Source organism: Rhodonellum sp., assembly GCF_030656585.1.
GTDB classification, from domain to species: Bacteria; Bacteroidota; Bacteroidia; order Cytophagales; family Cyclobacteriaceae; genus Rhodonellum; species Rhodonellum psychrophilum.
In genome coordinates, this window is the sequence record NZ_JAUSPP010000033.1 from 63,939 (window position 1) to 85,895 (window position 21,957).

The window sequence follows — 21,957 nt, forward strand, 5'->3', positions numbered from 1 at the left end:
AGCTCTGATTTTGAAAAGATTATGTGATTTCAAAATTTAAAATGTTTTTTTAGGAGAATGTTTTCGGTTGTTGAGGATTAGTTTCTCTAACTTTTGTTTTTCTTAGTGGAAGAATTCAAACAGAATCCACAAATTAAAAAATCGAATTGATCAAGTCCTTTATGAGCTTTAAAGATTGAGGAAGGAAGATTTTGCTATTTCGGAGGGCATATTGATATTTTAATAAATTTCAAATATAATCAAATTATTTAAATGAGGTTATTGCTAGAAAAAGTTAAGATTATAGAGTTTAAGTATTTGAAATTGAAAGAAAAAAATACATTTAATATTTTTAAAGTTCTTTTGTCAGCAAGTGATGAAGTCAAACTCCACTCAAAATTTATTTTTTCTCTTTTGAATCCATTAGGAACACACAATCAAAAAAATATATTTATTTCAAAATTCCTCGAAATTTTTGAAATAAATGATTTTGAATTAGAAGATGTGAAGGTTTTAAGAGAATATAAAAGTATTGATATCTTAATAAGAAATAAAAGCTCTGCTATTATAATAGAAAATAAAATTAATGCAGGTGATCAGTATAACCAAATTGAAAGATATAACAATAAGCTTTTAAGCGAAGGAGTGAAAAAAATTACAATTATTTACCTAACTTTAAATGGAAGGGAACCTTCTGATCATAGTGTTGGTGAATTAAAAAATATTGAAAAAAATTTAATACTAGGTTCATATGTATTCCATATAAAATCATGGATTGAAGAAAGTATCAAATTAACACCTTTATATCCAAATTTAAGAGAAACTCTTGCGCAATATCAAAACTTAATATCAGATTTAACCGGAACAGCTATGTTAGCAGATGAAAAAAAAGAAATTTTTAAATTAATGAGTGAAAATGATAATATTCTCATAGGTCATAAAATTGCTAGCAACTGGCTACATATCAAGTGGTTTACGGAATGGGATTTTTGGCAAGATTTTTCTTCTGTAATATCAAATGAATTTGCAGTTTTAAAATATTTTCAATATTCCGAGAATAAATTAAACAGTGTAATTCATGGATCCAGAAATAGGAATGCATGGTACGGAATAATGTTCGAAATAGATCGAGTTGAAAATGAAATTTTTTGTATTTATATAGAAAGGGGTCTAGGAGACTTATATTATGGACTTGTTGTTATTGATGAAAATGGAATAAGGAAAAATTGCTTAGATGAAAAATTCAACGTAATGGCAAAAGATATAGAGGAATTTTCGGAACATTTAAAAAATAGTTTTTGGCTAGGAAGAAAAAACATTTATCCTAACATTAATTTTGAAATATTTAGTGGAGAGGAAACCTTACGATTAAGTAACTTTGAATATAGGAAAAAGTTTATATCAGACAATTGGGTAGAAATGAAGAAATTTATAGATAATTGTAAAATTTTAATCGATAAGTTCAAATGAATTACTTGCTAATTATTAATATAATGAAATGAGTTATTTTGGCTAAATATTTTAATTTATATATATTAGCTATGGATTAATTTTATAGTGTTTTATGAATAACAAAAGGAGATGATTTTTGATTTTTGAATTTTATAATTCAATATGTTAATTTTTATAATTTTTCGCCTTCCTATTTCTGATAAATGAATTTGATTTTGTATTTTAATATTTTAATTTAAAATTATAGAATACCAAGATAACATCTTGTTTGAGTTTTAAGATCTCATACCATCAAAATAATTGAAGTCAAAGTAAATAATTTACTATCTATTTGTCTATAAATTATCCACTTAAATCCATGAAAGCAATATTCTACAATAGCTCTTTACCAGAAAAAATTCAGTTATCCGAAATCCAATTGCCCGGAATTGGGGAAAACGAAGTGAGGGTCAGGCTTGTCGCCGCGGCCCTAAACCATCGTGATGAATGGTGCAGGCAGGGGCTTTATCCTGGTCTGAAAGATGGGGTGATACTGGGTTCGGACGGTGCAGGAGTGGTGGATGCAATCGGCGCGAATGTGGATTCCAATTTACTGGGGAAGGAGGTCATTATCAACCCCGCACTTCATTGGGGAGACAACCAAAAAGCCCAATCCAAAGAATTTAAAATCATCGGCATGCCGGATCATGGGACCTTGGCCGAATTCGTGCAAGTTCCCTCGGACCGTATTCATCCAAAACCGGAGCATTTGAGTTGGGAAGAAGCCGCAGCGTTGCCCTTGGGAGGAGTGACCGCTTACAGGGCTGTTGTGTATCAAGGGAAAGTCGCTGCAGGGGAAAAAGTTCTGGTGACAGGATTTGGAGGAGGAGTGGCCCAGTTTGCCGTTCAATTTGCTCTGGCGCTAGGTGCTGAAGTGTATGTGAGCAGCAGCAGTGAGGCCAAGATTGACAAAGCAATTGGGATGGGCGTTACTGCTGGGTTCGATTACAAGGATGAAAATTGGACAGAAGAAGCCCTTACGCTGACGGGAGGATTTGATTTGATTATCGACAGTGCGATGGGCAATACATTGTCACAATTGATAAAAGCCGCACGTCCGGGAGGGAAAATTGTGCTCTATGGCGCGACCAAAGGAAATCCGGGAGTTTTGGATGCGAGAAAGGTCTTTTGGAATCAAATCCAAATCATTGGGACTACGATGGGAAGTGACCAGGATTTTGCCAACATGCTTGCATTGGTGAATGCATCCAAAATAATTCCGATTGTGGATCAAATATTCCCACTAGAGGATGCTGTTTTGGCCTTTGATAAGATGAAAGCGGGTTTGCAATTGGGGAAAATAGTGGTGAAAATTGCTTCGGCTAAGGAATAGAATTATGTGGAGGGATTTTCTGATTTAATCCCATCTAAAATTTAAAAGAAAGCTTTGATATTATTCCTTAATGTTTGAAAATCAAAGATCATTTTCAAAAATGAAATTCTGGAAGCTATTTTGCAATTCCCTCAAAGCCTTTTCATTGTTTTGGTCTTTTGCCAAGTCAATCCCGGTTTCAAAAATGGTTTTTGCAAAGTCAATTTGGTTTCTCTCCGAGAAAAAGAGGGCTGCATGATAATAGGTGGGAAGATAACCTTTATGTTCTTTCAGGAGTTTATTGAAACAATAGCTTGTTTTTTCCAAGTCAAAATTTTGGTATTCCAAGGCCAAAGCGTACCAATTAAAGGGATTTTCGGGTTCTTGGTCTGCATATTCTTTCAGGATTTCTATGCGGGACAAATTGCTCATGAATTTTTTTTTAATTAAAGCCTTAATTGCTAAATTCACACAAAATTATAAATAAATAACCTAAATATACGTAATGAAAATTCTTGTCTGTATCACACACGTGCCGGATACTACATCCAAAATTCAGTTTACTGAGAACAATACCCAATTTGACAAAAACGGCGTTCAGTTTATTATTGGACCTTATGATGACTATGCTCTGGCAAGAGCGGTGGAGTTGAAGGAGCAGTTGGGTGCAAGTCTTACGGTTATGAATGTTGGGGAATCTGATTCGGACCCTACCTTGAGAAAAGCATTGGCCATCGGTGCGGATGATGCCATCAGGGTCAACGCTTTCCCGAAAGACTCACTTTTTGTCGCCAATCAAATCGCCCATATTGCCAAAAGCAATGGCTATGAGTTGATCTTGATGGGAAGAGAATCCATCGATTTTAATGGAGGAATGGTTCATGGGATGGTTGGTGAACTGTTGGGAATGCCTTCTATTTCTCCGGTGATGAAACTGGAAGTAGAGGGTGATACAGTGAAAATGTCAAGGGAAATCGAAGGCGGAAAAGAATATGTGGAAGCAAAATTGCCGCTAATTGCAGGTTGCCAAGAACCCATCGCTGAATGGAAGATACCGAACATGCGTGGGATTATGTCTGCAAGAACCAAACCTTTTTCAGTAGTGGAACCTGTAGTGGAAGAAGGAAACTCTCGCGTGATTTCCTATGAACTTCCTCCAGCCAAGGCGGGTGTCAAACTTGTGGATAAAGACAATGTCGAAGAATTGGTGAGGTTGTTGAAAAATGAAGCAAAAGTTCTTTAATTAATTTTGAATCCAAAAAATCAGATAATCATGTCCATATTAGTATATATAGAGCAATCGGAAGGTGCAATCAAAAAATCAAGTTTAGAGGCACTTTCCTTTGCAAAAGCATTTTCGGAGAAAATCGGAGGGGGAGAAGTCGTTGCCGTTGCTTTGGGTGACATTGCCGATGACGAATTGACCAAAACGGGTACTGCAGGAGCCTCCAAAGTCCTTCATGTAAAAGACAGCAGACTGACTTCTGGAATCATCCAAGCACATGCAGAAGCAGTTGCTCAAGTGTTTAATAAAATAGGGGCGAAGACACTCGTTATGGCTAAATCTTCCTTGGGAGATGCAGTGGCGGCTCGTCTTTCCATTAAGTTAAATGCTGGTTTGGTTTCCAACGTTGTGGAATTGCCTGATACTTCCTCAGGTTTTAAAGTAAAAAGAAGTATTTATACAGGAAAAGCTTTTGCGCAGACGGAAATGACTTCGGAAAATAAAATCCTTGCCGTCAAAAAGAACGCGGTTCCTTTAAAAACAGACGGTGCTGCGGCTGTAGTGGAAACATTGGAGTTGAATCTTGATGACCATAATTTTAGCACCAAAATTATCTCGACTGACAAAGCAACAGGCGAAATTCTTTTGCCAGAAGCAGACATTGTGGTTTCTGGTGGCCGGGGAATGAAAGGTCCGGAAAACTGGAACTTAATAGAAGATTTGGCCAAAGAATTGGGCGCTGCAACGGGATGTTCCAAGCCTGTATCGGATATCGGTTGGAGACCTCATCACGAACACGTTGGACAGACCGGAGTAAAAGTTGCACCTAGTTTATACCTAGCAGTTGGAATTTCGGGTGCTATTCAACATCTTGCAGGTGTCAATTCATCAAAGTGCATCGTGGTGATCAACAAAGACCCTGAGGCGCCATTTTTCAAAGCTGCTGACTACGGAATCGTAGGAGATGCATTTGAGGTGTTGCCAAAATTAACTTCAGCAATAAAAGCTATAAAATAACATCCGTGGATAAAACTGTCGAATTAGAAATTCTTGGCTTATCATCAAATCACTCCCAATCTGGGTCGTTTACCTTGGTCATGGGGGAAGTTGGCGGTATAAGAAGATTGCCGATTGTCATTGGTATGTTTGAGGCCCAAGCAATCGCTATTGAGATAGAAAAAATTGTCCCCAACAGGCCGATGACCCATGATCTGTTCAAGGCCTTTTCCTCCAATTTTAATTTTTCAATTGAGCAAATCCTGATTTCAGAGATGAAAGAGGGAGTGTTCTTTGCCAAAATCGTATGTAGGAACAGTTCAAAATCGATTGAATTGGATGCTCGACCATCTGATGCGATTGCGATAGCGGTGAGATTTGATGCACCGATATTCTGCGCCGAAAGCGTGATGTCAGAAGCTGCGATTGAATTCAACGAGGAGGAGGAAAAAAAGGAGTCGAAAAAGCCAAGCAAAGCTTCTCGTCAAGGTAGCGTAACCTCGGGTAAACCCGCGGACTCGCTGAAAGATTTCAGTCTTGATAAGCTTAACCAACTTTTGGATGAGGCCATCGGAAACGAAGACTACGAAAGAGCCGCTCGGATCCGTGACGAGATCAACAAAAGGAATTGAATTGAAAAGCCTGGCCTCTACCAGGCTTTTCAATTTAGCTTTATGTGCCCAACAGCTGGTGTTTCCCACACTTTAGAATTTATCAAAATCCCAACATTTATACGCTTAGCATACTTTCATGGAATATATTAGAGGTTTACTTGGGATCTTTGTATTATTACTTGTGGCTTTTGCTTTTTCATCCCATAGAAAGTCTGTGGATTGGAGGCTGGTAGGTATAGGAGTGGTTCTTCAGGCCATTTTCGGTTTCCTCATTACAAAAGTCCCTTTTGTTGCCAGTATCTTTGCTTTGGTGAGCAGGGGTTTTGTCAAATTCCTGAGTTTTTCTTCCGACGGTGCCACTTTCCTGTTTGGGGATTTAGCGACGAGTTCTTTCGGATTTATATTTGCTTTCCAGGTTCTACCCACGATCATTTTCTTTTCCACGGTTTCTGCCGGGCTGTATTATTTGGGAGTGCTTCAAAAAATAGTTTTCGCCATTGCTTGGGTTATGGCCAGGACCATGAGACTTTCGGGGGCCGAAAGTCTGTCGGCTGCAGGTAACATATTTTTGGGTCAAACAGAAGCGCCCTTGCTTGTGAGACCCTTTATTCCCACCATGTCCAGGTCCGAATTGATGTGCTTGATGACGGGAGGAATGGCCACAATCGCAGGTGGAGTTTTGGCGGGCTATGTAGCTTTCCTTGGAGGGGACAGCCTTGAAGAGCAAAGTAAATTTGCAGCCTATTTGCTTGGAGCCAGCATCATGAATGCTCCAGCCGCGATCGTAATGTCAAAAATCATGATCCCGGAAACGCAGAAAGAAAAAGTAAATGAAAAGTTGGAAGTAAATGAAGAGAATTTAGGTGTCAATCTGATCGACGCCATGTCGATAGTGGCCAGTGATGGACTCTAACTTGCCTTGAATGTAGGAGGAATGCTTCTGGCTTTTATCGCCGTCATTGCGGCCCTGAACTATATACTTTCAGGCTTGATAGGACATTATACTGGGCTCAATGCAATGGTGATTTCCAGTACGGATGGGCAGTTTACTGGTTTTTCATTGGAGTATATTCTGGGGCAGGTTTTTAGGGTATTTGCTTGGGTAATCGGTGTTCAATGGACAGATACCCTTCAGGTAGGATCTTTGCTGGGTCAAAAGACGGTCATCAATGAGTTTGTGGCCTATCTGGGTTTGGCTGAAATGAAGGAGGCTGGAACGCTTGCACCCAAATCCATCGTAATTGCAACCTATGCACTATGTGGTTTTTCTAATTTCAGTTCTATCGCTATTCAGGTTGGAGGAATTGGAAGTATCGCCCCAAACCAGCAAGGCAATCTTTCGAAATTGGGAATGAGGGCACTTTTGGCTGCTACTTTGGCTTGTATGATGACTGCTACGATTGCAGGTGCACTATTTGGTTAAACCCGAAATTTGCATTGGCTTTCCTTAAGGGGGTGAAACTGCAAAAAAATCAGATTATTGTGAGACAAATTCATGACACCAATAGGGTGAAGTCAAAAAAAACAACAACTAATTGAACATCAGTTAATTATACTATTGAATTGAGTTCATAATGCATAAAACGGGTTGAACCAACTTGAATTTTTAAAAAAAATAAAAGGCTTAAAATTGATTTAAGCCTTTTATTTTTTAGTCAAGGATTACGATTTTTTCGATTTTATCACCTTGTTTGATCAGATCAATTGTTTCCAACCCTTCAACTACTTTTCCGAAACATGTGTGGTTTCTGTCAAGATGGCTGGTGTTGTTTCTGCTGTGGCAAATGAAGAATTGGGATCCACCTGTATTTCTTCCTGCGTGCGCCATGGAAAGAACACCACGATCGTGGTATTGAAGTTCTCCGGTAAGTTCACAATCAATTTTGTAACCTGGGCCTCCGGTGCCAGTGCCTTGTGGACAGCCACCCTGAATCATGAAATCAGGGATTACCCTATGAAATTTCAATCCATCATAAAATCCTTCTTTGGAAAGTTTGATAAAATTCGCAACAGCTTTTGGTGCATCTTCATCATAAAACTCAACTTTCATAACACCTTTTTCGGTGTGAATTTCTCCTGTAGTCATAATGGTATTAGTAAAATTGTAAACTGATCCGATTGTGATTTGATGCAAATGAATCGCAAAATCCTCAATTTTTTTTTTGAATTTAATTGTTACAAATATACACGCAAAAACTGCTGGTTAAATAGATTATTCAAAATTTTGAAAATTTGAAGTTCCGATTCAGAAAAAAAACCGCAAAAAAGGGGAGCAAAGCTCCCCTTAATTATTTGGGTTTATTTATGGTTTTTATTCCCAACTTGGGGCACCTGCCAGAATTTCATTGCTGGCATAGTCTTCGAATTTTTTAAAGTTGGCGATGAAGGACTGTCCCAGTTCCCTGGCTTTTTTGTCATAGGCGTCCTTGTCTTCCCATGTGGCACGTGGGCTCAAAACCTCTTTTGGGACATTGGGGCAGGATTCGGGAATTGCCACTCCGAATACACTGTGTTTCCTGAAGCCTACATGATCCAAATGTCCTTCGAGGGCAGCGGTGATCATCGCCCGTGTATATTTCAATTTCATTCTAGAACCGATTCCATAGGGACCACCTGTCCAACCTGTATTGATCAACCAAACATTGACGTCGTGCTGCTCCATTTTTTCTCCAAACAGAGTTGCATATTTTGTAGGATGCAAGGGGAGGAATGCTGCCCCGAAACAAGCTGAAAACGTGGTTTTGGGTTCCGTGATTCCCATTTCTGTTCCTGCCACCTTAGCCGTATAACCTGAAATAAAATGATACATCGCTTGGCTTTTGTTCAGTTTTGAAATTGGAGGAATCACTCCAAAAGCATCCGCTGTCAGGAAAAATATATTTTTGGGTATTCCTCCTACGGATGGTTCCATTGCATTTTTTATAAAATGAATCGGATAGGCCGTTCTTGTGTTTTCAGTGAGATCAATGTTTCTGTAATTGACAGTTCTGGTACCTGGGTAAAATTTGGTGTTTTCCACGATTGCCCCAAACTTGATGGCATTCCAAATGTCAGGTTCATTTTCTTCCTCAAGGTTGACGACTTTTGCGTAGCACCCACCTTCAAAATTGAAAACCGTGTCATCATTCCAGCCATGTTCGTCATCGCCGATCAAGCTTCGGTTTGGATCTGCAGAAAGTGTGGTCTTACCCGTTCCGGATAGGCCAAAGAATATGGCAGTATCGCCTTTGTCACCAAGATTGGATGAGCAATGCATGGATAGTACATTGCGCTCGTGTGGCAGCAAATAATTCAATACGGAAAAAATACCTTTTTTGATTTCACCTGCGTAAGCTGTACCCCCGATCAAGATTATTTTTTTGGACAGGTTGATGATCGCAAAATTCTTTTGTCTTGTCCCGTTCGCACTAGGATCTGCCTCAAATTCAGGGATGCAAATAATCGTAAAGTCAGTCTGGAATCCCTCCAATTCTTCGGAAGAAGGCCTCAGAAACATGTTGTAGCAGAAAAGGTTTTGCCATGCCAGGGTGTTGATAATGGTAAGGTTTAGCCTGTAATCAGGTGCCGCTCCAGCATAGGCTTCTCTTACGAATAGGTCTTTGTCTTTCAGATAATCAACCATCTGTTTGTAGAGTTGATCAAATTTCTCTTCTTCAAGGGGAATATTGATATCACCCCACCAAACGGAATCCTTGGTTTGTGCATCCATGACAATAAATCTGTCTTTTGGAGATCTTCCACTGAATTCACCTGTGCTGACCATCAAAGCACCGGTGTCGGTCAGAACGCCTTCTTGGCGAAGAAGAGCGTGTTCTATAAGCTCAGCAGGGCTGAGATTTCTAAAAATTTTGTCGGAATTATCAAGACCTAGTTCTGCCAAGCTTTTTTGGCTTGATTTAATCTCCGGATATGCCATATTCATTAAGTTTTAAATGGGTTTATATTTCTGCTCAAAGATATAAAATCTTGACAGATCATTTATCCAAAAAAATGCTTTTTTTACAAATTCAATCGATTACGTAAAGATTTAATGCTAATTAAATATAGCTATTGGACTTGTGGTTTTTGGCTGGAAAACAAAGACTGTTCGATTTTTAATCAGTTTGGTTTCCCTTTGGGCCAATTCGATACCAATTGTAGCAAGAAATGAAAAAATCTCTTATCATTGTAATTCATTCGTATCTACCACCCATTAACTTTAATTATACTTTGGAAAATATCCCAGATAATGCTATGAAATCCGTAGGAGAGGATCTCTTCCTAGGTCCTACGATATTTGGTCATCCCAAGGGGTTGATGACGCTCTTTTTCACAGAAATGTGGGAGAGGTTCAGTTATTATGGGATGCGTGCCCTTTTGATCTTGTTCATGACCACAGCCATTGTGGATGGAGGTTTGGGATTTGACGACAAAACCTCCGGGGCTATCTATGGTCTTTACACTATGGGGGTTTATTTGTTGGCATTACCGGGAGGCTGGTTCGCCGATCGGCTTTTTGGGTTGAAGAAATCTGTGTGGTACGGTGGAATTATCATTGCCTTGGGCCATTTTACCATGGCACTTCCTGGATTGGTCAATTTGATCGGGGATGGTTCGGAAGTAAAGGAAAGTCTTTCTTCTTTTGATACCAACACCTTTTTCATGGGATTGATCCTTATTGTTTTGGGAACAGGATTGCTGAAACCCAATATCAGTTCTGTAGTTGGGCAGTTGTATCCTGCGGGAAGTTCAAAAAGAGACGCAGGGTTCTCCATCTTTTATATGGGGATCAATATTGGCGCTTTGATAGCCCCGATTGCTTGCAGCACCTTGGCGATCTACGATTGGCATTTGGGTTTTGGCTTGGCTGGATTGGGAATGGTCATCGGCCTGATCCAATACAGATTTACAAGTAAATTCCTGGAGGGTTATGGTGAGGATATTGCCTTCAAAACCGACGAGGAAATTGGGGATAGAAAAAAATTGATAAAAATCCTGTTGATCATCGGTGCAGTAGTATTATTTGTTTTGTCCCTGCTCTTTATGGGTATCATTCCGATCAATGTCAGTGATTTGGCAAATGCTTCTGGGACAATTATAGCCATCGTGGCATTCGTTTACCTGGGATATGTGATTCTTTTCGGGGGATTGAATGCGGATGAAAGGAAAAAAGTGATGGTGATCGCCATCCTCTTTCTATTTTCAGCTTTGTTTTGGTCAGGTTTTGAGCAAGCGGGATCCACCCTCAATCTATTTGCAGAACGATTTACGGATAGATCCTTATTGGGATGGGAAATCCCAGCGGGATATTTTCAATCTGTCAATTCCATGTTCATCATTATTTTTGCGCCTGTATTTGGTGCGATGTGGGTATGGCTTGGAAGAAGAAATTTAGAACCAAGTTCCCCTTTGAAATTTGCAATGGGCTTGTTGCTTTTGGGGATTGGTTTCTTTGTGATGTATTTTGCCGCTAAAATTGCGGCGTCAGGGGATTTGGCTGCTCCTACCTGGTTGATCTTTACTTATATGCTTCACACCTTCGGTGAGCTGAGTCTTAGTCCAGTTGGATTGAGTTTGGTTACCAAACTTGCCCCTGCAAAATATGGAGGGCAAATGATGGGGATTTGGTTCCTTTCGGTTTCACTTGGAAATTTGATTGCTGGAATCATCGCTGGCGAGGCAAGTGGGGGGACTGAGGAAGCTTTGGCCCAGATGCCAGACCAATACATGATGATCATTTACACGGCAATAGGAGCTGGCGTGGTTTTGCTCCTGCTCAGCAAGCCCATTAGAAAATTGATGGGAAATGTCCATTAGAAAAAAAAAGAGAGGACTTTTAAAGTCCTCTCTTTTTTTTTCTAAATTAACGAATAAACTCAGTGATTTTTCTTGTCATCCTCTTTTTTGAAAAGGCTTTTTCGGGCATCCATTGCCGAAAGTCCAGCGCCCACACCGATCAAGATACAAACGATTAAAAGGAACAATTGTGCACCTGGTGCGATTGGGGAATTAAAAATCTGTAATAGCATGATATATGGGATTAAATGAATTGCTTAATTTTTTCGAAAGATAATACAGAAGGTTTGTTGCTCAAAGAAAGATCCAAAAAAAGGCAGAAGGAAATGCCATTCCATCTGCCTTTGTTTTTCTGACTCAGTCAATTTCGTCGTCAAGGTCTTCGAAATCCTCATCTTCGAAGTCTTCAAGGTCGTCGTCGTCGTCGTCGTCAAAATCTACAAAATGGTCGTCGAGAAGCTCACTGTCATCGTCCAAGTCATATGCCTCGTCTTTAAATTGCTCAGCAAACTCATCTTCCTCTTCTTCTACGAAATCATCTAATTCCTCTTCAAAATCCTCCATGGTGTGAACGTTGGTTAATGATGCAAATATATTAATTGCATTGATTTTCACTAAACAATCAAAATATTTTTTTACACCAAGATCAGCGCTTTCTTTTTGCCATTTGGATTTTGATCAGGCAGGAAATGGTTCTTGATCTCCAATTGGATTTGTTGACTATCCAGCCATTCCTTTTCAAGAATTCCTGTCCAAGTTTCGAGATATAGAATTACATCTTCTTTCCTGTTTTTAAGAAGGTTATTCCTTTCTTCAAAGGGAATTTCTTTGAGGATTTTTGGGTCGGAAAGCCTTTCCAAATGCTTCAATTCATCGAGGGTCAATCCAGCTTCCAACATTTTATCGATCATCAAATCCATCGGATATCCACTGGTGGGGCAATAATCGATCAACTGTTCGTTCCAATCACCCATCCTTTGCATGGCAAAGCGATGGATTTCAGCTTTGCTCAATTGAGTGATTTCCTGTGCAAGGTTTCCGCAGTTGCAAGCCCCCATGTGGCCCCATTGATAGGGTGCCCCATTTTTCAGTTTTACGATCGTTTTTCTGAATGCTTTGATGAGATCAAGATTGTTTTTTGCCATTTCACTTCAATTGTTGTTCTATCAATATAACCATAAAATGGCATTCAGGTTTTAGAAATGCATAAAAAAAAGGCTCTATCAATGACGGAACCTTTTAAAATTTATGATTAAGAAGATTTATTTAAAAATGGTTTTGATATATTTTTTGATCAGTGGTTTTGATAAATATTTTTTGACCAAGGAGTAATTTGAAGCTTTATTGATGTCTCTTTCATCGACGGAACTGCTCAGGATATAAACTTCCGGCTTATAGGTTTTGGGCTCAAATTCTTCCAAAAAATCCCAACCTGTCATTTCCGGCATGTTTAAATCCAAAAAAAGGTAGTTTGGACTAATACTGGAAATATCCTTGAGTGCTTCTATGGCACTTTGGAATTTAAAAATTGTACAGGGCACCTTTATGTTGTTGAAAATAAGCTTTTCAGTAATAAAGGTACTTATGGGATCATCGTCGATTAATACTATCCGAACCATTAAGATGCAAAATACATGTTTTGAAATGCAAAATTATTAATACAAAAATAACGGAATAGTTTTGAATTGCAACATGGCTTCGATATTAATTTTTATTAAAACCAATTATTTTTTTTTCTAAAATTAAAACAAGCATTTCGTGAGAAAGGGATAGACCCTATTTTGATAAAATTCTCCGGATAGGACTTGATATTTACTTATCTCTTAATTCCGGAAGGTAGGTGTCAAGATGCTCTTGGTATGTTTTCACTATCTGAGAGACTGATTTGGATAGTCTTTTCCTTTTTTCCTTTGGGCTGTTGCTTTCGCTCACAGCGGTGAGCCGCATTAGGATTTTATCTTCCTTTGGATCTATATAATCCACGATCAATTGGATCAACTCATAATCCTTTGTGGTCACGGTGTTGAATCGATTGTTCATTCTCGGATCAAACATCCATGGGTCCCAAACCCTCCATCCCCACATTGGATACCTGTTTTGGTATATCTCCTTTTGTCTAAGATCTTCATTTGAGGCATATCGGATGACCAAGTCGGGATTGGTTCTCTCATATTTCATGCCGATGGCTTCCAGTTGCTCCTGTAAGTCGTGGGAAACTTGGGCATCCAAAAGGTCATCGTCAAATCCCTTCATGCCTATTTCTTTATTGATCAGTACAAAACTGGTGTAGGCTTTATAAGGTGCGATTTCCGTATTTTCCTTGAATATTTCGATGGAACTGCATCCCATGCAAACGAAAATGATCAGTGCAAAATAAGGATTCAATAGATTGATTTTCATTGTGATTTCGGTTTGTCTTCTTATCTAACGCTTGAAATTGAATTTCGGATCAATGTGCTGTAATTTATAGATTTTATTGGTATCGGGATTAGGTAATTTTTCTGTAAGGCTATTTTCAATTATAAAACACAAAATGAAAGCTTATATTTTTTCTTCAAATTGTTTATTATTTTATTTGTGTATACTTTCTAAACTTAAATTTTCGGAACCATGAAAAATTCGATTTTAATCTTATTCTTTGGACTGTTGGGTTATGCTTCTCAAGCGCAGGACGTTATTGAAGTTGTTCCCAGTCCTGTGACGGCATTAAAAGACACAACTTATTGGAACTCAGAAATCAGCGCTGGGCTCAATTTCAATCAGGCAGCCTTCAGTGGAAACTGGAAATCAGGTGGGGTTAATTCCGTGGCGTTCGGCTCCATCATTTCAGGAAAAGCCAATTATGCCAAGGAGAAGATTTCTTGGGACAATGACCTGGAGTTTCTATTTGGGATTGTGAAAAATGAAGGACAAGGTACAAGGAAGGCGGCGGATAGGATTTTCTTGGATTCAAAGTTGGGATACAAAATCTCAGACCATTGGGGATATTTTACAGCGGTCAATTTTATTTCCCAGTTCGCTGATGGGTTCGAGTATGGAGACAACGGCAATGATTTGCTTATCTCAAGTTTTCTTGCCCCAGGTTTTTTGACAACCTCATTGGGACTGGAATACAAGCCCAATGATGAGTTTGCGCTGAGATTGTCTCCTTTTTCCCCAAGATTAACCTTTGTGACCAATACTGAAATCATCAACAACGTCCCAAATAATTATGGTGTTGATCCTGGAAAGAAGGTCAGGGGCGAATTACTCGCATTCTTGGTTTATGCCACCTGGAAAAAGCAAATCAGTGAGAATTTCACGATCAATTCCAGGTATCAGATGTTTGGGAATTATGAAACGCTTTCTTTCAAGAATATCGATCACCGATTGGATGTGACTTTGGTGGCAAAAATCACCAGTTTTATTGATGTGACTTTTACCAGTATCAATCTGTATGACATTGATATGGATCCGGGGATCCAATATAGTCAGGCCTTGGCATTGGGTGTGTTGTACAAGATCAGCAATAAAAAATAAAGGAAAATCTCCTCAGACACAATAATTATACTGTTTTTTGGATTTATCTGATTTATTTGTTTTATTGGGATAGTTAAATAATAGTTGGTTTAGTTTTCATACAAAGAGCGGGAGAGATTCTCCTGCTTTTTTATTTATTCTGGATCTTTATACTTATTATAGGTAAATCGATCATTGTGATCAAGTTCTCCGTGATACTCGGGGAAAAATATTGCATGAGATCGGATCTCCCATGGGTGATGATGGCGATGGCATCTGCATTTACTTTTTCAGCAAATTGGATTATCCCACGCTCTTCTTTGAATGCATCTTGGATATGTATGTCATGCTGGTAACTGCTGAATGTGGAAAGGAAGGATTCACCAATCTTGAGGATGTCATTTGTTTCCATGAAATAGGTAGGCGTGTTTACAAACAAGATCTTCAATTTTAACTTTAAAAATTCTGCAAGTCTTTCCAAATCCGAAAAAGATGGTCCTGATTCTTCCTTGAAATTCGTGGAGATCACAAGAGTATCCAAATTCAATTTGGTATTGGACTCTTTGACGATAATGACAGGGACTTTGGCTTTTCTGATCATGCCATAGGTATTGGTCCCAAGAATATGTTCTCTGAAACCATATTGCCCATGGGAACCCATGACGACCAAATTTGCGTTTTCGGATTCGACAAATTTTTCAATTCTTTCTTTTCCATCGCTGTAAATGAGTAATTTTTTTGCGGTCAATCCCTCCTCATTTGCTTTCTTGATGAGTTCTTTGAGTTTTTCTTTTGCCTCAGAAATTTTTGATTTCGTTTCAGGAAAAAGGAGTTCCTGCTCCTTGGTAAGTTTTGACCAATTGACCGGAGTGATCATGGTGTGAAGGAAAATCAATTCGGATTCTGTTTTCTTGGCCAAATGAAATGCATAGGTAACAGCAGCGTTGGCGCAATCCGAGAAATCTGTGGGAACCAGTATCTTTTTGTTCATGATCGAAAAATTAAGAATTATAAAAATAACCATTATAAAGTTAATTTTAATCTGGGAATATCACAAGATTTGGCAATATTTAAAAAGTGATTAAAATCAGAAAAATTCACAATAAAAAAATGAGCTTAAATAACAAAAGCCTCCCATAACTGGGAGGCTTTTGTGCGCGCGGAAGGATTCGAACCCTCAACCCTCAGAGCCGAAATCTGATATTCTATCCAGTTGAACTACGCACGCAGGATGCTGCTTGGTGACAAGTCAGCATTCAATGGGATTTATTTTTCTGATGGAACTAGAATTGCGGCTTTCACCTTCTCCGCCGCTTCTTTCAAAGTGATGGCAGAAGATACTTTCAATCCGGATTCATCTATGATTTTTGCGCCTTCTTCAGCATTGGTTCCTTGAAGTCTTACGATAATCGGAACTTTAATGTCACCGATCGTTTTGTAAGCTTCCACTACGCCGTTAGCGATTCTGTCACATCTTACGATACCACCAAAAACGTTGATCAAAATAGCTTTCACATTTGGATCTTGAAGGATGATACGGAAGCCAGCTTCTACTGTTGTTGCATTGGCCCCGCCACCTACGTCTAGGAAGTTGGCAGGCTCACCGCCGGAAAGCTTGATCATGTCCATGGTAGCCATGGCCAAACCTGCTCCATTGACCATACAGCCAACGTTTCCATCCAATTTGACATAGTTCAAACCGTATTTGTCGGCTTCAACTTCCAAAGGATCTTCTTCTTCGAAATCCCTTAGGATGGCAAGGTGTTTATGTTTGAAAAGCGCATTGTCATCAAGATTAACCTTTGCATCGACAGCAAGGATTTTATCATCTGATGTTTTCAATACTGGATTGATCTCAAATTGAGAAGAATCGGTTGCAATGTAAGCCTCATATAAGGAGGTGATGAATTTCACCATACCCTTGAAAGCAGTTCCTTCAAGCCCAAGTTTGAAAGCCAACTTTCTTGCCTGGAATCCTTGAAGACCTACCTTTGGGTCGATCCATTCTTTGATTATTTTTTCTGGATGGTTTTCAGCCACCTCTTCAATGTCCATTCCGCCTTCGGTAGATGCCATGATTACATTGCAACCTTTGGCTCTGTCCAAAAGGATGGACAAATAATATTCTTTTGGCTCGGATGCTCCTGGATAGTACACATCTTGCGCGATCAATATCTTATTTACTTTTTTGCCTTCAGGACCAGTTTGGTGTGTGACCAAGGTTCCTCCTAGGATGTTTTTGGCTTTCTCCATTACTTCGTCCAAACCTCTGGCCAAGACCACACCGTTTGAACCCGTACTCTGAATCTTACCTTTACCACGTCCACCGGCATGAATCTGTGCTTTGATTACATACCAAGAGGTACCCGTTTCCGCATTCAGTTTTTTGGCCGCTTCTAGTGCCGCTTCAGGGGTATCGGCAACTATGCCCTCCTGGATGGCGACCCCATAACTCTTTAAAACTTCCTTTGCTTGATATTCGTGTATATTCATTCTTGTGATAATTTTTGCCCGAAGTTAAGCGCTTACAATTGATTTTCAAATTAACCTATGCTCTTTTTGGGAAATTTGTGGCATTTTTGAGGTAAATTAAGAAAGTAATTTAAATTTCGGATCAATAAATTTCTTCCATGTTAAGCGCAAAAGGAATACATAAAAATTATGGGGATCTTCATGTCCTTAAGGGCGTGGATGTTACCATCCAATCTGGGGAAGTGGTGTCGATCGTGGGAGCATCCGGTGCCGGCAAAAGCACTTTGCTTCATATTCTTGGTACTTTAGACCAAGCTGACGAAGGAGACGTGGAAGTTGGCGGTGCCTTGATTTCTAAATTGAAGGGGGACAAGCTGGCCGAATTCAGGAACAAGGAAATCGGTTTTATTTTTCAATTTCATAACCTGCTCCCTGAATTTACAGCTGAGGAAAACATCATGATCCCTGGTTTGATCGCTGGAACTCCCGAAAAGAAATTGAAGGAACGCGCAAAGGAATTGGCCGAACTTCTTGGCTTCGGATCCAGGTTGGATCACAAACCGTCACAGTTGTCAGGAGGTGAGCAGCAAAGAGTCGCCGTGGCGAGGGCATTGATCAATGATCCCAAAATAATTTTTGCCGATGAGCCGAGTGGCAACTTGGATTCCCACAATGCGCAGTCTTTACATGAGTTGTTTTTTGAATTGAGGAAGAAATTCGGGCAATCATTCGTCATTGTGACGCACAATCAGGACTTGGCACAAATGGCCGACAGGATGCTCACCATGCACGATGGCAAAATCCTGAGTGAAGTGCGAAATCCCAAATTGCCATCCCAATAGGGACATGCTGATCTTTATCTATTGGATTTGGAACATGCCGGATGTGAGCAATTTAAATTGGTGACAATATTGCCTTCTAAATTATGGATATAACCACTTTGAATATTTAACTTTTTCGAATTTATTCAACCTCAAATAGGCATAAGAATACCTTAGGGGGTTAAACTGCAAGAAAATCAAACTATTTGGACAATATGACGAGGCATTGAAAGGGTGGAATCAAAAATAGTTGACAACTTATTGATCATTGATAATTAAAGGCCCGAATTGCCTTTGTAATCCACAATACGTGCTCAAAGGGAAAACCGGTTGAAGGAATTGAGTCTTTTCTGTAAAATGGAAAAGAGGTTTTACTTTAGCAACTTCAGCATTTCATCCACGTGTTTTTTGGAGGCAAACAGATCAGAAAATGCGCCCTGAACCTTGTGGTCTTTGTCCAGAAAATAAGTGACTCTTTTTGGCATGCCCAAAATAGGGATGGAGGCGTCATATGCTTTGCATACATTTCCCTTGGTATCGGACAAAAGTTCAAAAGGAAGTTTGTTCTCTTTTTTAAAACGCAAATGCGTGGGGATACTGTCTCGGCTGATCCCCAATACCGGGATATCCAAGTCCCGGAAAGCCGAAAACTGATCACGGAAATCACAAGCTTCCGCAGTACATACCTTGGTGAAATCTTTGGGGTAGAAATAGATGATGCAACTTTTTCCCTTGCAGTCCTTTTCCAAGTTAAAATCTTTTCCGGAAGTGGATGGGAGTGTAAAATTCGGTGCTTTTTGTCCTATTTTAAGTGGCATAAAGGAAACTTTATTTAGATTGTTTTGGAAAATGTGAGTGGAATGAATATCCATTTGAAAAGACAATAAAGATTACACAATTGTTTACCTCAAATTTGCGACTCAAATGAACCAATTGGATTTTATAATCCTTTTTCCATTAGTTTTCTGTATAATCCATCCCAAGTTTTGAGCAAAAAAAGTATCCAGCACATGCTGATCGCAGGTGTTCTTTTCGCCTTTATGAATGTTTCAGTGAAACTGATTCCTCATATCCCGGCGCTTGAAATCATTCTTTTTAGATCGGTGTTCAGTTTGATACTGACTTATTTTTTCCTCAAATCAAAAAATATTCCCGTCTTGGGAAACAACAAAAAACTTTTGATCCTCAGAGGCATTGCAGGTTCGGTAGGATTGATGGCGTTCTTCTACACGCTACAGACCATCCCTCTGGCAAGTGCCGTGACGATCAATTTTCTCGCCCCGATATTCACCACGATTTTGGGGATTTTCATCGTCAAGGAAAAAGTCGCTTCCCGCCGTTTCATTTATTTTGCGATCTCTTTCGTAGGAGTGGTCATCATTCAGGGCTATGATCCGAGGATTGCGATAACGGATTTGCTGATCGGTCTTACCGCGGCTTTTGCGATGGGGATCGCCTATAACATCATCCGGAAACTCAAGACCACTGAAGATCCGCTGGTGATCATGTTTTATTTCCCTTTGATCACCATTCCCATTGCCTCCGTGATCAGCTTATTTGTTTGGGTGCAGCCCCAAGGCTGGGATTGGGTGATTCTTTTGGCCATTGGGCTTTTGACCCAATTTGCCCAATACTTCATGACCATGGCCTACCAAAACGCCAATTTGTCCAAAGTGGCAAGTTTGAGCTACATCGGAATTATCTATGCCCTCGGGTTTGGCTTTGTTTTCTTTGGCGAGACCCACAACTTATACACCTATTTGGGGATGATTTTGGTTTTGGCTGGGGTGATTTTGAACATCACTTCTAAAAAGTAAATCCAGATTCATTTTTTTGAACCCCATTCACATCAATAAGACCGATCAATTATGGGGTAGCCTTTCCTTTTACCAACCAAAGCCTAAAGATGAATCATTGGTTGAACGCTCATTCTTATTTTTTTAATTTGTTGTTTTAAACACCCGAATTCCGCAGAGATCATTAATTTCGTGAATCGGTAGCTTTATTGGGTTTAGTCTGAAAAATTATAAATTCATTTCTCGAACATGAAAATCACAAAAGATCTCTATCAAGGCTCATTGGCCCTTTTGACGGATTTTTACCAATTGACAATGGCCTATGCCTATTGGAAATCAGGAAAGGCAGAGGAAACAGCAGTTTTCAATTTATTTTTTCGAAAAAACCCATTCCATGGGGGATATACCTTGGCCGCAGGCTTGGATTACGTCATTGACTATTGCAGAAATTTTGCTTTTGACGAGAGGGATTTGGGGTATTTGAGGGAGATGAAAAATAAGGATGGTTCTCCGACATTTGAAACTGCTTTTTTGGAGTATCTCCAAAACATGAAATTTTCATGTGACATTGATGCTGTCGAAGAAGGTACGGTAGTGTTCCCGCATTCGCCCATCATCAAGGTGACGGGGCCATTGTTGCAATGTCAATTGCTTGAAACTCCCCTTTTGAATATCATTAATTTTCAGACACTGATCGCCACCAAGGCCTCCCGGATTGTCTTTGCGGCAAAAGGGGATGCCGTGCTGGAATTTGGTTTGAGAAGAGCGCAGGGAATTGACGGTGCATTGGCTGCCAGCCGTGCTTCCTATATCGGAGGATGCTCGGCAACAAGCAATGTGATGGCGGGAAAATTATTTGATATTCCAGTTTCGGGCACACATGCCCACAGTTGGATCATGGCCTTCAGCACCGAAATCGCTGCATTTGAGGCCTATGCAGCAGCTTTCCCTGACAAATGCGTATTTCTTGTCGACACTTACGACACGGTCAATGGGATCAAAAATGCCATTCAAGTGGGGAAGCAGTTGAGGGAAACAGGAAATGAAATGGAAGGGGTGAGGATAGACTCTGGTGATCTGGCCTACTTCAGCAATGTTGCCCGCAAAATGCTGGATGAAGCGGGTTTTCCAAATGCCAAAGTTGTTGCGAGCAACGATCTCGATGAGCACATAATTGCCTCCTTGAAATCCCAAGAAGCCACGATCGACACATGGGGTATTGGAACCAAATTGGTGACAGCCTATGACCAGCCGGCGCTTGGGGCAGTCTATAAACTTGCCGCCATCAAGTCAGAAGATGGCCAATGGGAGCCCAAAATAAAGATCTCCCAACAAACCATCAAAATTAATATTCCAGGAAATCAAGAGGTTATTCGGTATTCGAAAAACGATAAGGTGGTAGCAGACATGATTTACCTGGAGGGGGAAGATATTGACAAGGAAACTTTTGTCATTATCGATCCGGTGGATCCGACCAAAAGAAAGAAAATCTTTACCAAGGGAATGGACCAGGAAATTTTGCTGAAGCCTATTTTCAGGAATGGTGAAATGATTTACAAAATACCCGATATCCACACCATCCGAGAAAGAGCGAAGACAAACCTTTCCTATTTCGATAAAGCGCACAAAAGATTGGTAAATCCACACACCTATCCAGTTGGATTGGAAGAATCCCTGTATCAGTTAAGGACTGACTTGGTATTTAAAATGAAGAACTACAATGGAGAATAAAAAAATCATATTCAGTATTCAATCTTACCGCTATTTAAGAGATGAAGTCTTGTTGTTGGGCGACTTTGAAAAAGGGAAAATAGAGGTTAAGTTATTTCCCGATGGCGAGCGGTACCAAAGAATCCAGACGGATGTGAGTGGTAGGGATGTGGTCTTGATCGGAGGAACCGTGGCAGATACCGATACCCTAGAAATTTATGACCTTGCTTATGCCTTGATTAAATATGGCGCAAAATCCATCTTTCTG

General features: G+C 39.8%; 22 protein-coding genes, 1 tRNA gene and 1 pseudogene. 12 read left to right on the plus strand and 12 right to left on the minus strand.

From position 1 onward, the window contains the following. The first annotated feature begins 252 nt into the window (after positions 1–252). The gene (locus Q7J63_RS09995) at positions 253–1,449 is read left to right on the plus strand and encodes a PD-(D/E)XK nuclease family protein (protein WP_304885820.1); all 1,197 of its coding nucleotides are present in this window, start codon (positions 253–255) and stop codon (positions 1,447–1,449) included. A 340-nt stretch (positions 1,450–1,789) separates the two neighbouring features. After that, positions 1,790–2,803: a zinc-binding dehydrogenase gene (locus Q7J63_RS10000; protein WP_304885821.1), complete on the plus strand. Its 1,014-nt coding sequence runs from the start codon at positions 1,790–1,792 to the stop codon at positions 2,801–2,803. 81 nt (positions 2,804–2,884) lie between these two features. Here the strand turns inward: Q7J63_RS10000 and Q7J63_RS10005 are convergent, their stop codons facing one another. Beyond that, on the minus strand, positions 2,885–3,214 hold the full coding sequence (locus Q7J63_RS10005; RefSeq protein WP_019598480.1) for a hypothetical protein: 330 nt from the start codon (positions 3,212–3,214) through the stop codon (positions 2,885–2,887). A 73-nt stretch (positions 3,215–3,287) separates the two neighbouring features. Between Q7J63_RS10005 and Q7J63_RS10010 the strand changes: the two genes are divergently transcribed. The 4 genes and pseudogenes from Q7J63_RS10010 to Q7J63_RS10025 all read left to right on the plus strand — a co-directional run bounded on the left by Q7J63_RS10010 (position 3,288) and on the right by Q7J63_RS10025 (position 7,040). Continuing rightward, the gene (locus Q7J63_RS10010; protein WP_019598479.1) at positions 3,288–4,025 is read left to right on the plus strand and encodes an electron transfer flavoprotein subunit beta/FixA family protein; all 738 of its coding nucleotides are present in this window, start codon (positions 3,288–3,290) and stop codon (positions 4,023–4,025) included. Positions 4,026–4,055: 30 nt separating this feature from the next. Continuing rightward, positions 4,056–5,024, plus strand: coding sequence for an electron transfer flavoprotein subunit alpha/FixB family protein (locus tag Q7J63_RS10015; protein ID WP_304885823.1), 969 nt, complete (start codon positions 4,056–4,058; stop codon positions 5,022–5,024). 5 nt (positions 5,025–5,029) lie between these two features. Continuing rightward, positions 5,030–5,635 (plus strand): bifunctional nuclease family protein, encoded by a 606-nt coding sequence (locus Q7J63_RS10020; protein ID WP_304885826.1) that lies wholly within the window; start codon positions 5,030–5,032, stop codon positions 5,633–5,635. Between the two features lie 118 nt (positions 5,636–5,753). Next, positions 5,754–7,040 (plus strand): annotated as a pseudogene (locus Q7J63_RS10025) (NupC/NupG family nucleoside CNT transporter). Between the two features lie 228 nt (positions 7,041–7,268). Here the strand turns inward: Q7J63_RS10025 and Q7J63_RS10030 are convergent. Beyond that, positions 7,269–7,703 (minus strand): peptidylprolyl isomerase, encoded by a 435-nt coding sequence (locus Q7J63_RS10030; protein ID WP_019598475.1) that lies wholly within the window; start codon positions 7,701–7,703, stop codon positions 7,269–7,271. Positions 7,704–7,928: 225 nt separating this feature from the next. Then, on the minus strand, positions 7,929–9,539 hold the full coding sequence (gene pckA / locus Q7J63_RS10035; RefSeq protein ID WP_370691886.1) for a phosphoenolpyruvate carboxykinase (ATP): 1,611 nt from the start codon (positions 9,537–9,539) through the stop codon (positions 7,929–7,931). 311 nt (positions 9,540–9,850) lie between these two features. On the opposite strand from pckA, the gene Q7J63_RS10040 reads away from it, so the two are divergent. Next, positions 9,851–11,413, plus strand: coding sequence for a peptide MFS transporter (locus tag Q7J63_RS10040; RefSeq protein ID WP_026333707.1), 1,563 nt, complete (start codon positions 9,851–9,853; stop codon positions 11,411–11,413). Between the two features lie 59 nt (positions 11,414–11,472). Here the strand turns inward: Q7J63_RS10040 and Q7J63_RS10045 are convergent, their stop codons facing one another. The 5 genes from Q7J63_RS10045 to Q7J63_RS10065 all read right to left on the minus strand — a co-directional run bounded on the left by Q7J63_RS10045 (position 11,473) and on the right by Q7J63_RS10065 (position 13,792). Then, positions 11,473–11,625: a hypothetical protein gene (locus Q7J63_RS10045; protein WP_019598472.1), complete on the minus strand. Its 153-nt coding sequence runs from the start codon at positions 11,623–11,625 to the stop codon at positions 11,473–11,475. Positions 11,626–11,749: 124 nt separating this feature from the next. After that, a complete protein-coding gene (locus Q7J63_RS10050; protein ID WP_019598470.1) occupies positions 11,750–11,956 on the minus strand; it encodes a hypothetical protein in 207 nt (68 codons plus the stop codon). A 71-nt stretch (positions 11,957–12,027) separates the two neighbouring features. After that, on the minus strand, positions 12,028–12,537 hold the full coding sequence (locus Q7J63_RS10055; protein ID WP_019598469.1) for a hypothetical protein: 510 nt from the start codon (positions 12,535–12,537) through the stop codon (positions 12,028–12,030). Between the two features lie 117 nt (positions 12,538–12,654). Beyond that, complete coding sequence (locus Q7J63_RS10060; RefSeq protein WP_019598468.1) at positions 12,655–13,011, minus strand: response regulator; 357 nt, start codon at positions 13,009–13,011, stop codon at positions 12,655–12,657. A 193-nt stretch (positions 13,012–13,204) separates the two neighbouring features. Then, positions 13,205–13,792: a DUF4136 domain-containing protein gene (locus Q7J63_RS10065; protein WP_019598467.1), complete on the minus strand. Its 588-nt coding sequence runs from the start codon at positions 13,790–13,792 to the stop codon at positions 13,205–13,207. Positions 13,793–14,002: 210 nt separating this feature from the next. On the opposite strand from Q7J63_RS10065, the gene Q7J63_RS10070 reads away from it, so the two are divergent. Further along, entirely contained in the window at positions 14,003–14,911 is a 909-nt protein-coding gene (locus Q7J63_RS10070; protein WP_304885833.1) for a DUF3078 domain-containing protein, read from the plus strand. 130 nt (positions 14,912–15,041) lie between these two features. Here Q7J63_RS10070 and Q7J63_RS10075 read toward each other — a convergent pair whose 3' ends face one another. From Q7J63_RS10075 to sucC, 3 genes are all read right to left on the minus strand, one after another. Further along, a complete protein-coding gene (locus Q7J63_RS10075) occupies positions 15,042–15,881 on the minus strand; it encodes a universal stress protein (protein ID WP_304885835.1) in 840 nt (279 codons plus the stop codon). 163 nt (positions 15,882–16,044) lie between these two features. Next, positions 16,045–16,118: transfer RNA gene (locus tag Q7J63_RS10080), tRNA-Arg, on the minus strand. A gap of 38 nt (positions 16,119–16,156) precedes the next feature. Then, positions 16,157–17,383: an ADP-forming succinate--CoA ligase subunit beta gene (gene sucC / locus Q7J63_RS10085; RefSeq protein WP_019598464.1), complete on the minus strand. Its 1,227-nt coding sequence runs from the start codon at positions 17,381–17,383 to the stop codon at positions 16,157–16,159. 137 nt (positions 17,384–17,520) lie between these two features. Between sucC and Q7J63_RS10090 the strand changes: the two genes are divergently transcribed. Continuing rightward, positions 17,521–18,204, plus strand: a complete 684-nt coding sequence (locus Q7J63_RS10090; protein ID WP_019598463.1) for an ABC transporter ATP-binding protein — start codon at positions 17,521–17,523, stop codon at positions 18,202–18,204. A 350-nt stretch (positions 18,205–18,554) separates the two neighbouring features. On the opposite strand, the gene Q7J63_RS10095 is transcribed toward Q7J63_RS10090, so the two are convergent. Further along, the gene (locus tag Q7J63_RS10095; protein WP_304885837.1) at positions 18,555–19,001 is read right to left on the minus strand and encodes a peroxiredoxin; all 447 of its coding nucleotides are present in this window, start codon (positions 18,999–19,001) and stop codon (positions 18,555–18,557) included. A 192-nt stretch (positions 19,002–19,193) separates the two neighbouring features. On the opposite strand from Q7J63_RS10095, the gene Q7J63_RS10100 reads away from it, so the two are divergent. The 3 genes from Q7J63_RS10100 to Q7J63_RS10110 all read left to right on the plus strand — a co-directional run. Then, complete coding sequence (locus Q7J63_RS10100) at positions 19,194–20,000, plus strand: DMT family transporter (RefSeq protein WP_304885845.1); 807 nt, start codon at positions 19,194–19,196, stop codon at positions 19,998–20,000. 228 nt (positions 20,001–20,228) lie between these two features. After that, positions 20,229–21,710 carry a nicotinate phosphoribosyltransferase gene (locus Q7J63_RS10105; RefSeq protein ID WP_304885839.1) on the plus strand — a complete coding sequence of 494 codons (1,482 nt, stop codon included), beginning with the start codon at positions 20,229–20,231 and terminating at the stop codon, positions 21,708–21,710. Then, on the plus strand, positions 21,700–21,957 hold a 258-nt coding region (locus tag Q7J63_RS10110; protein WP_304885841.1), incomplete at its 3' end, for a ribose-phosphate pyrophosphokinase-like domain-containing protein. The genes Q7J63_RS10105 and Q7J63_RS10110, both read left to right, overlap by 11 nt.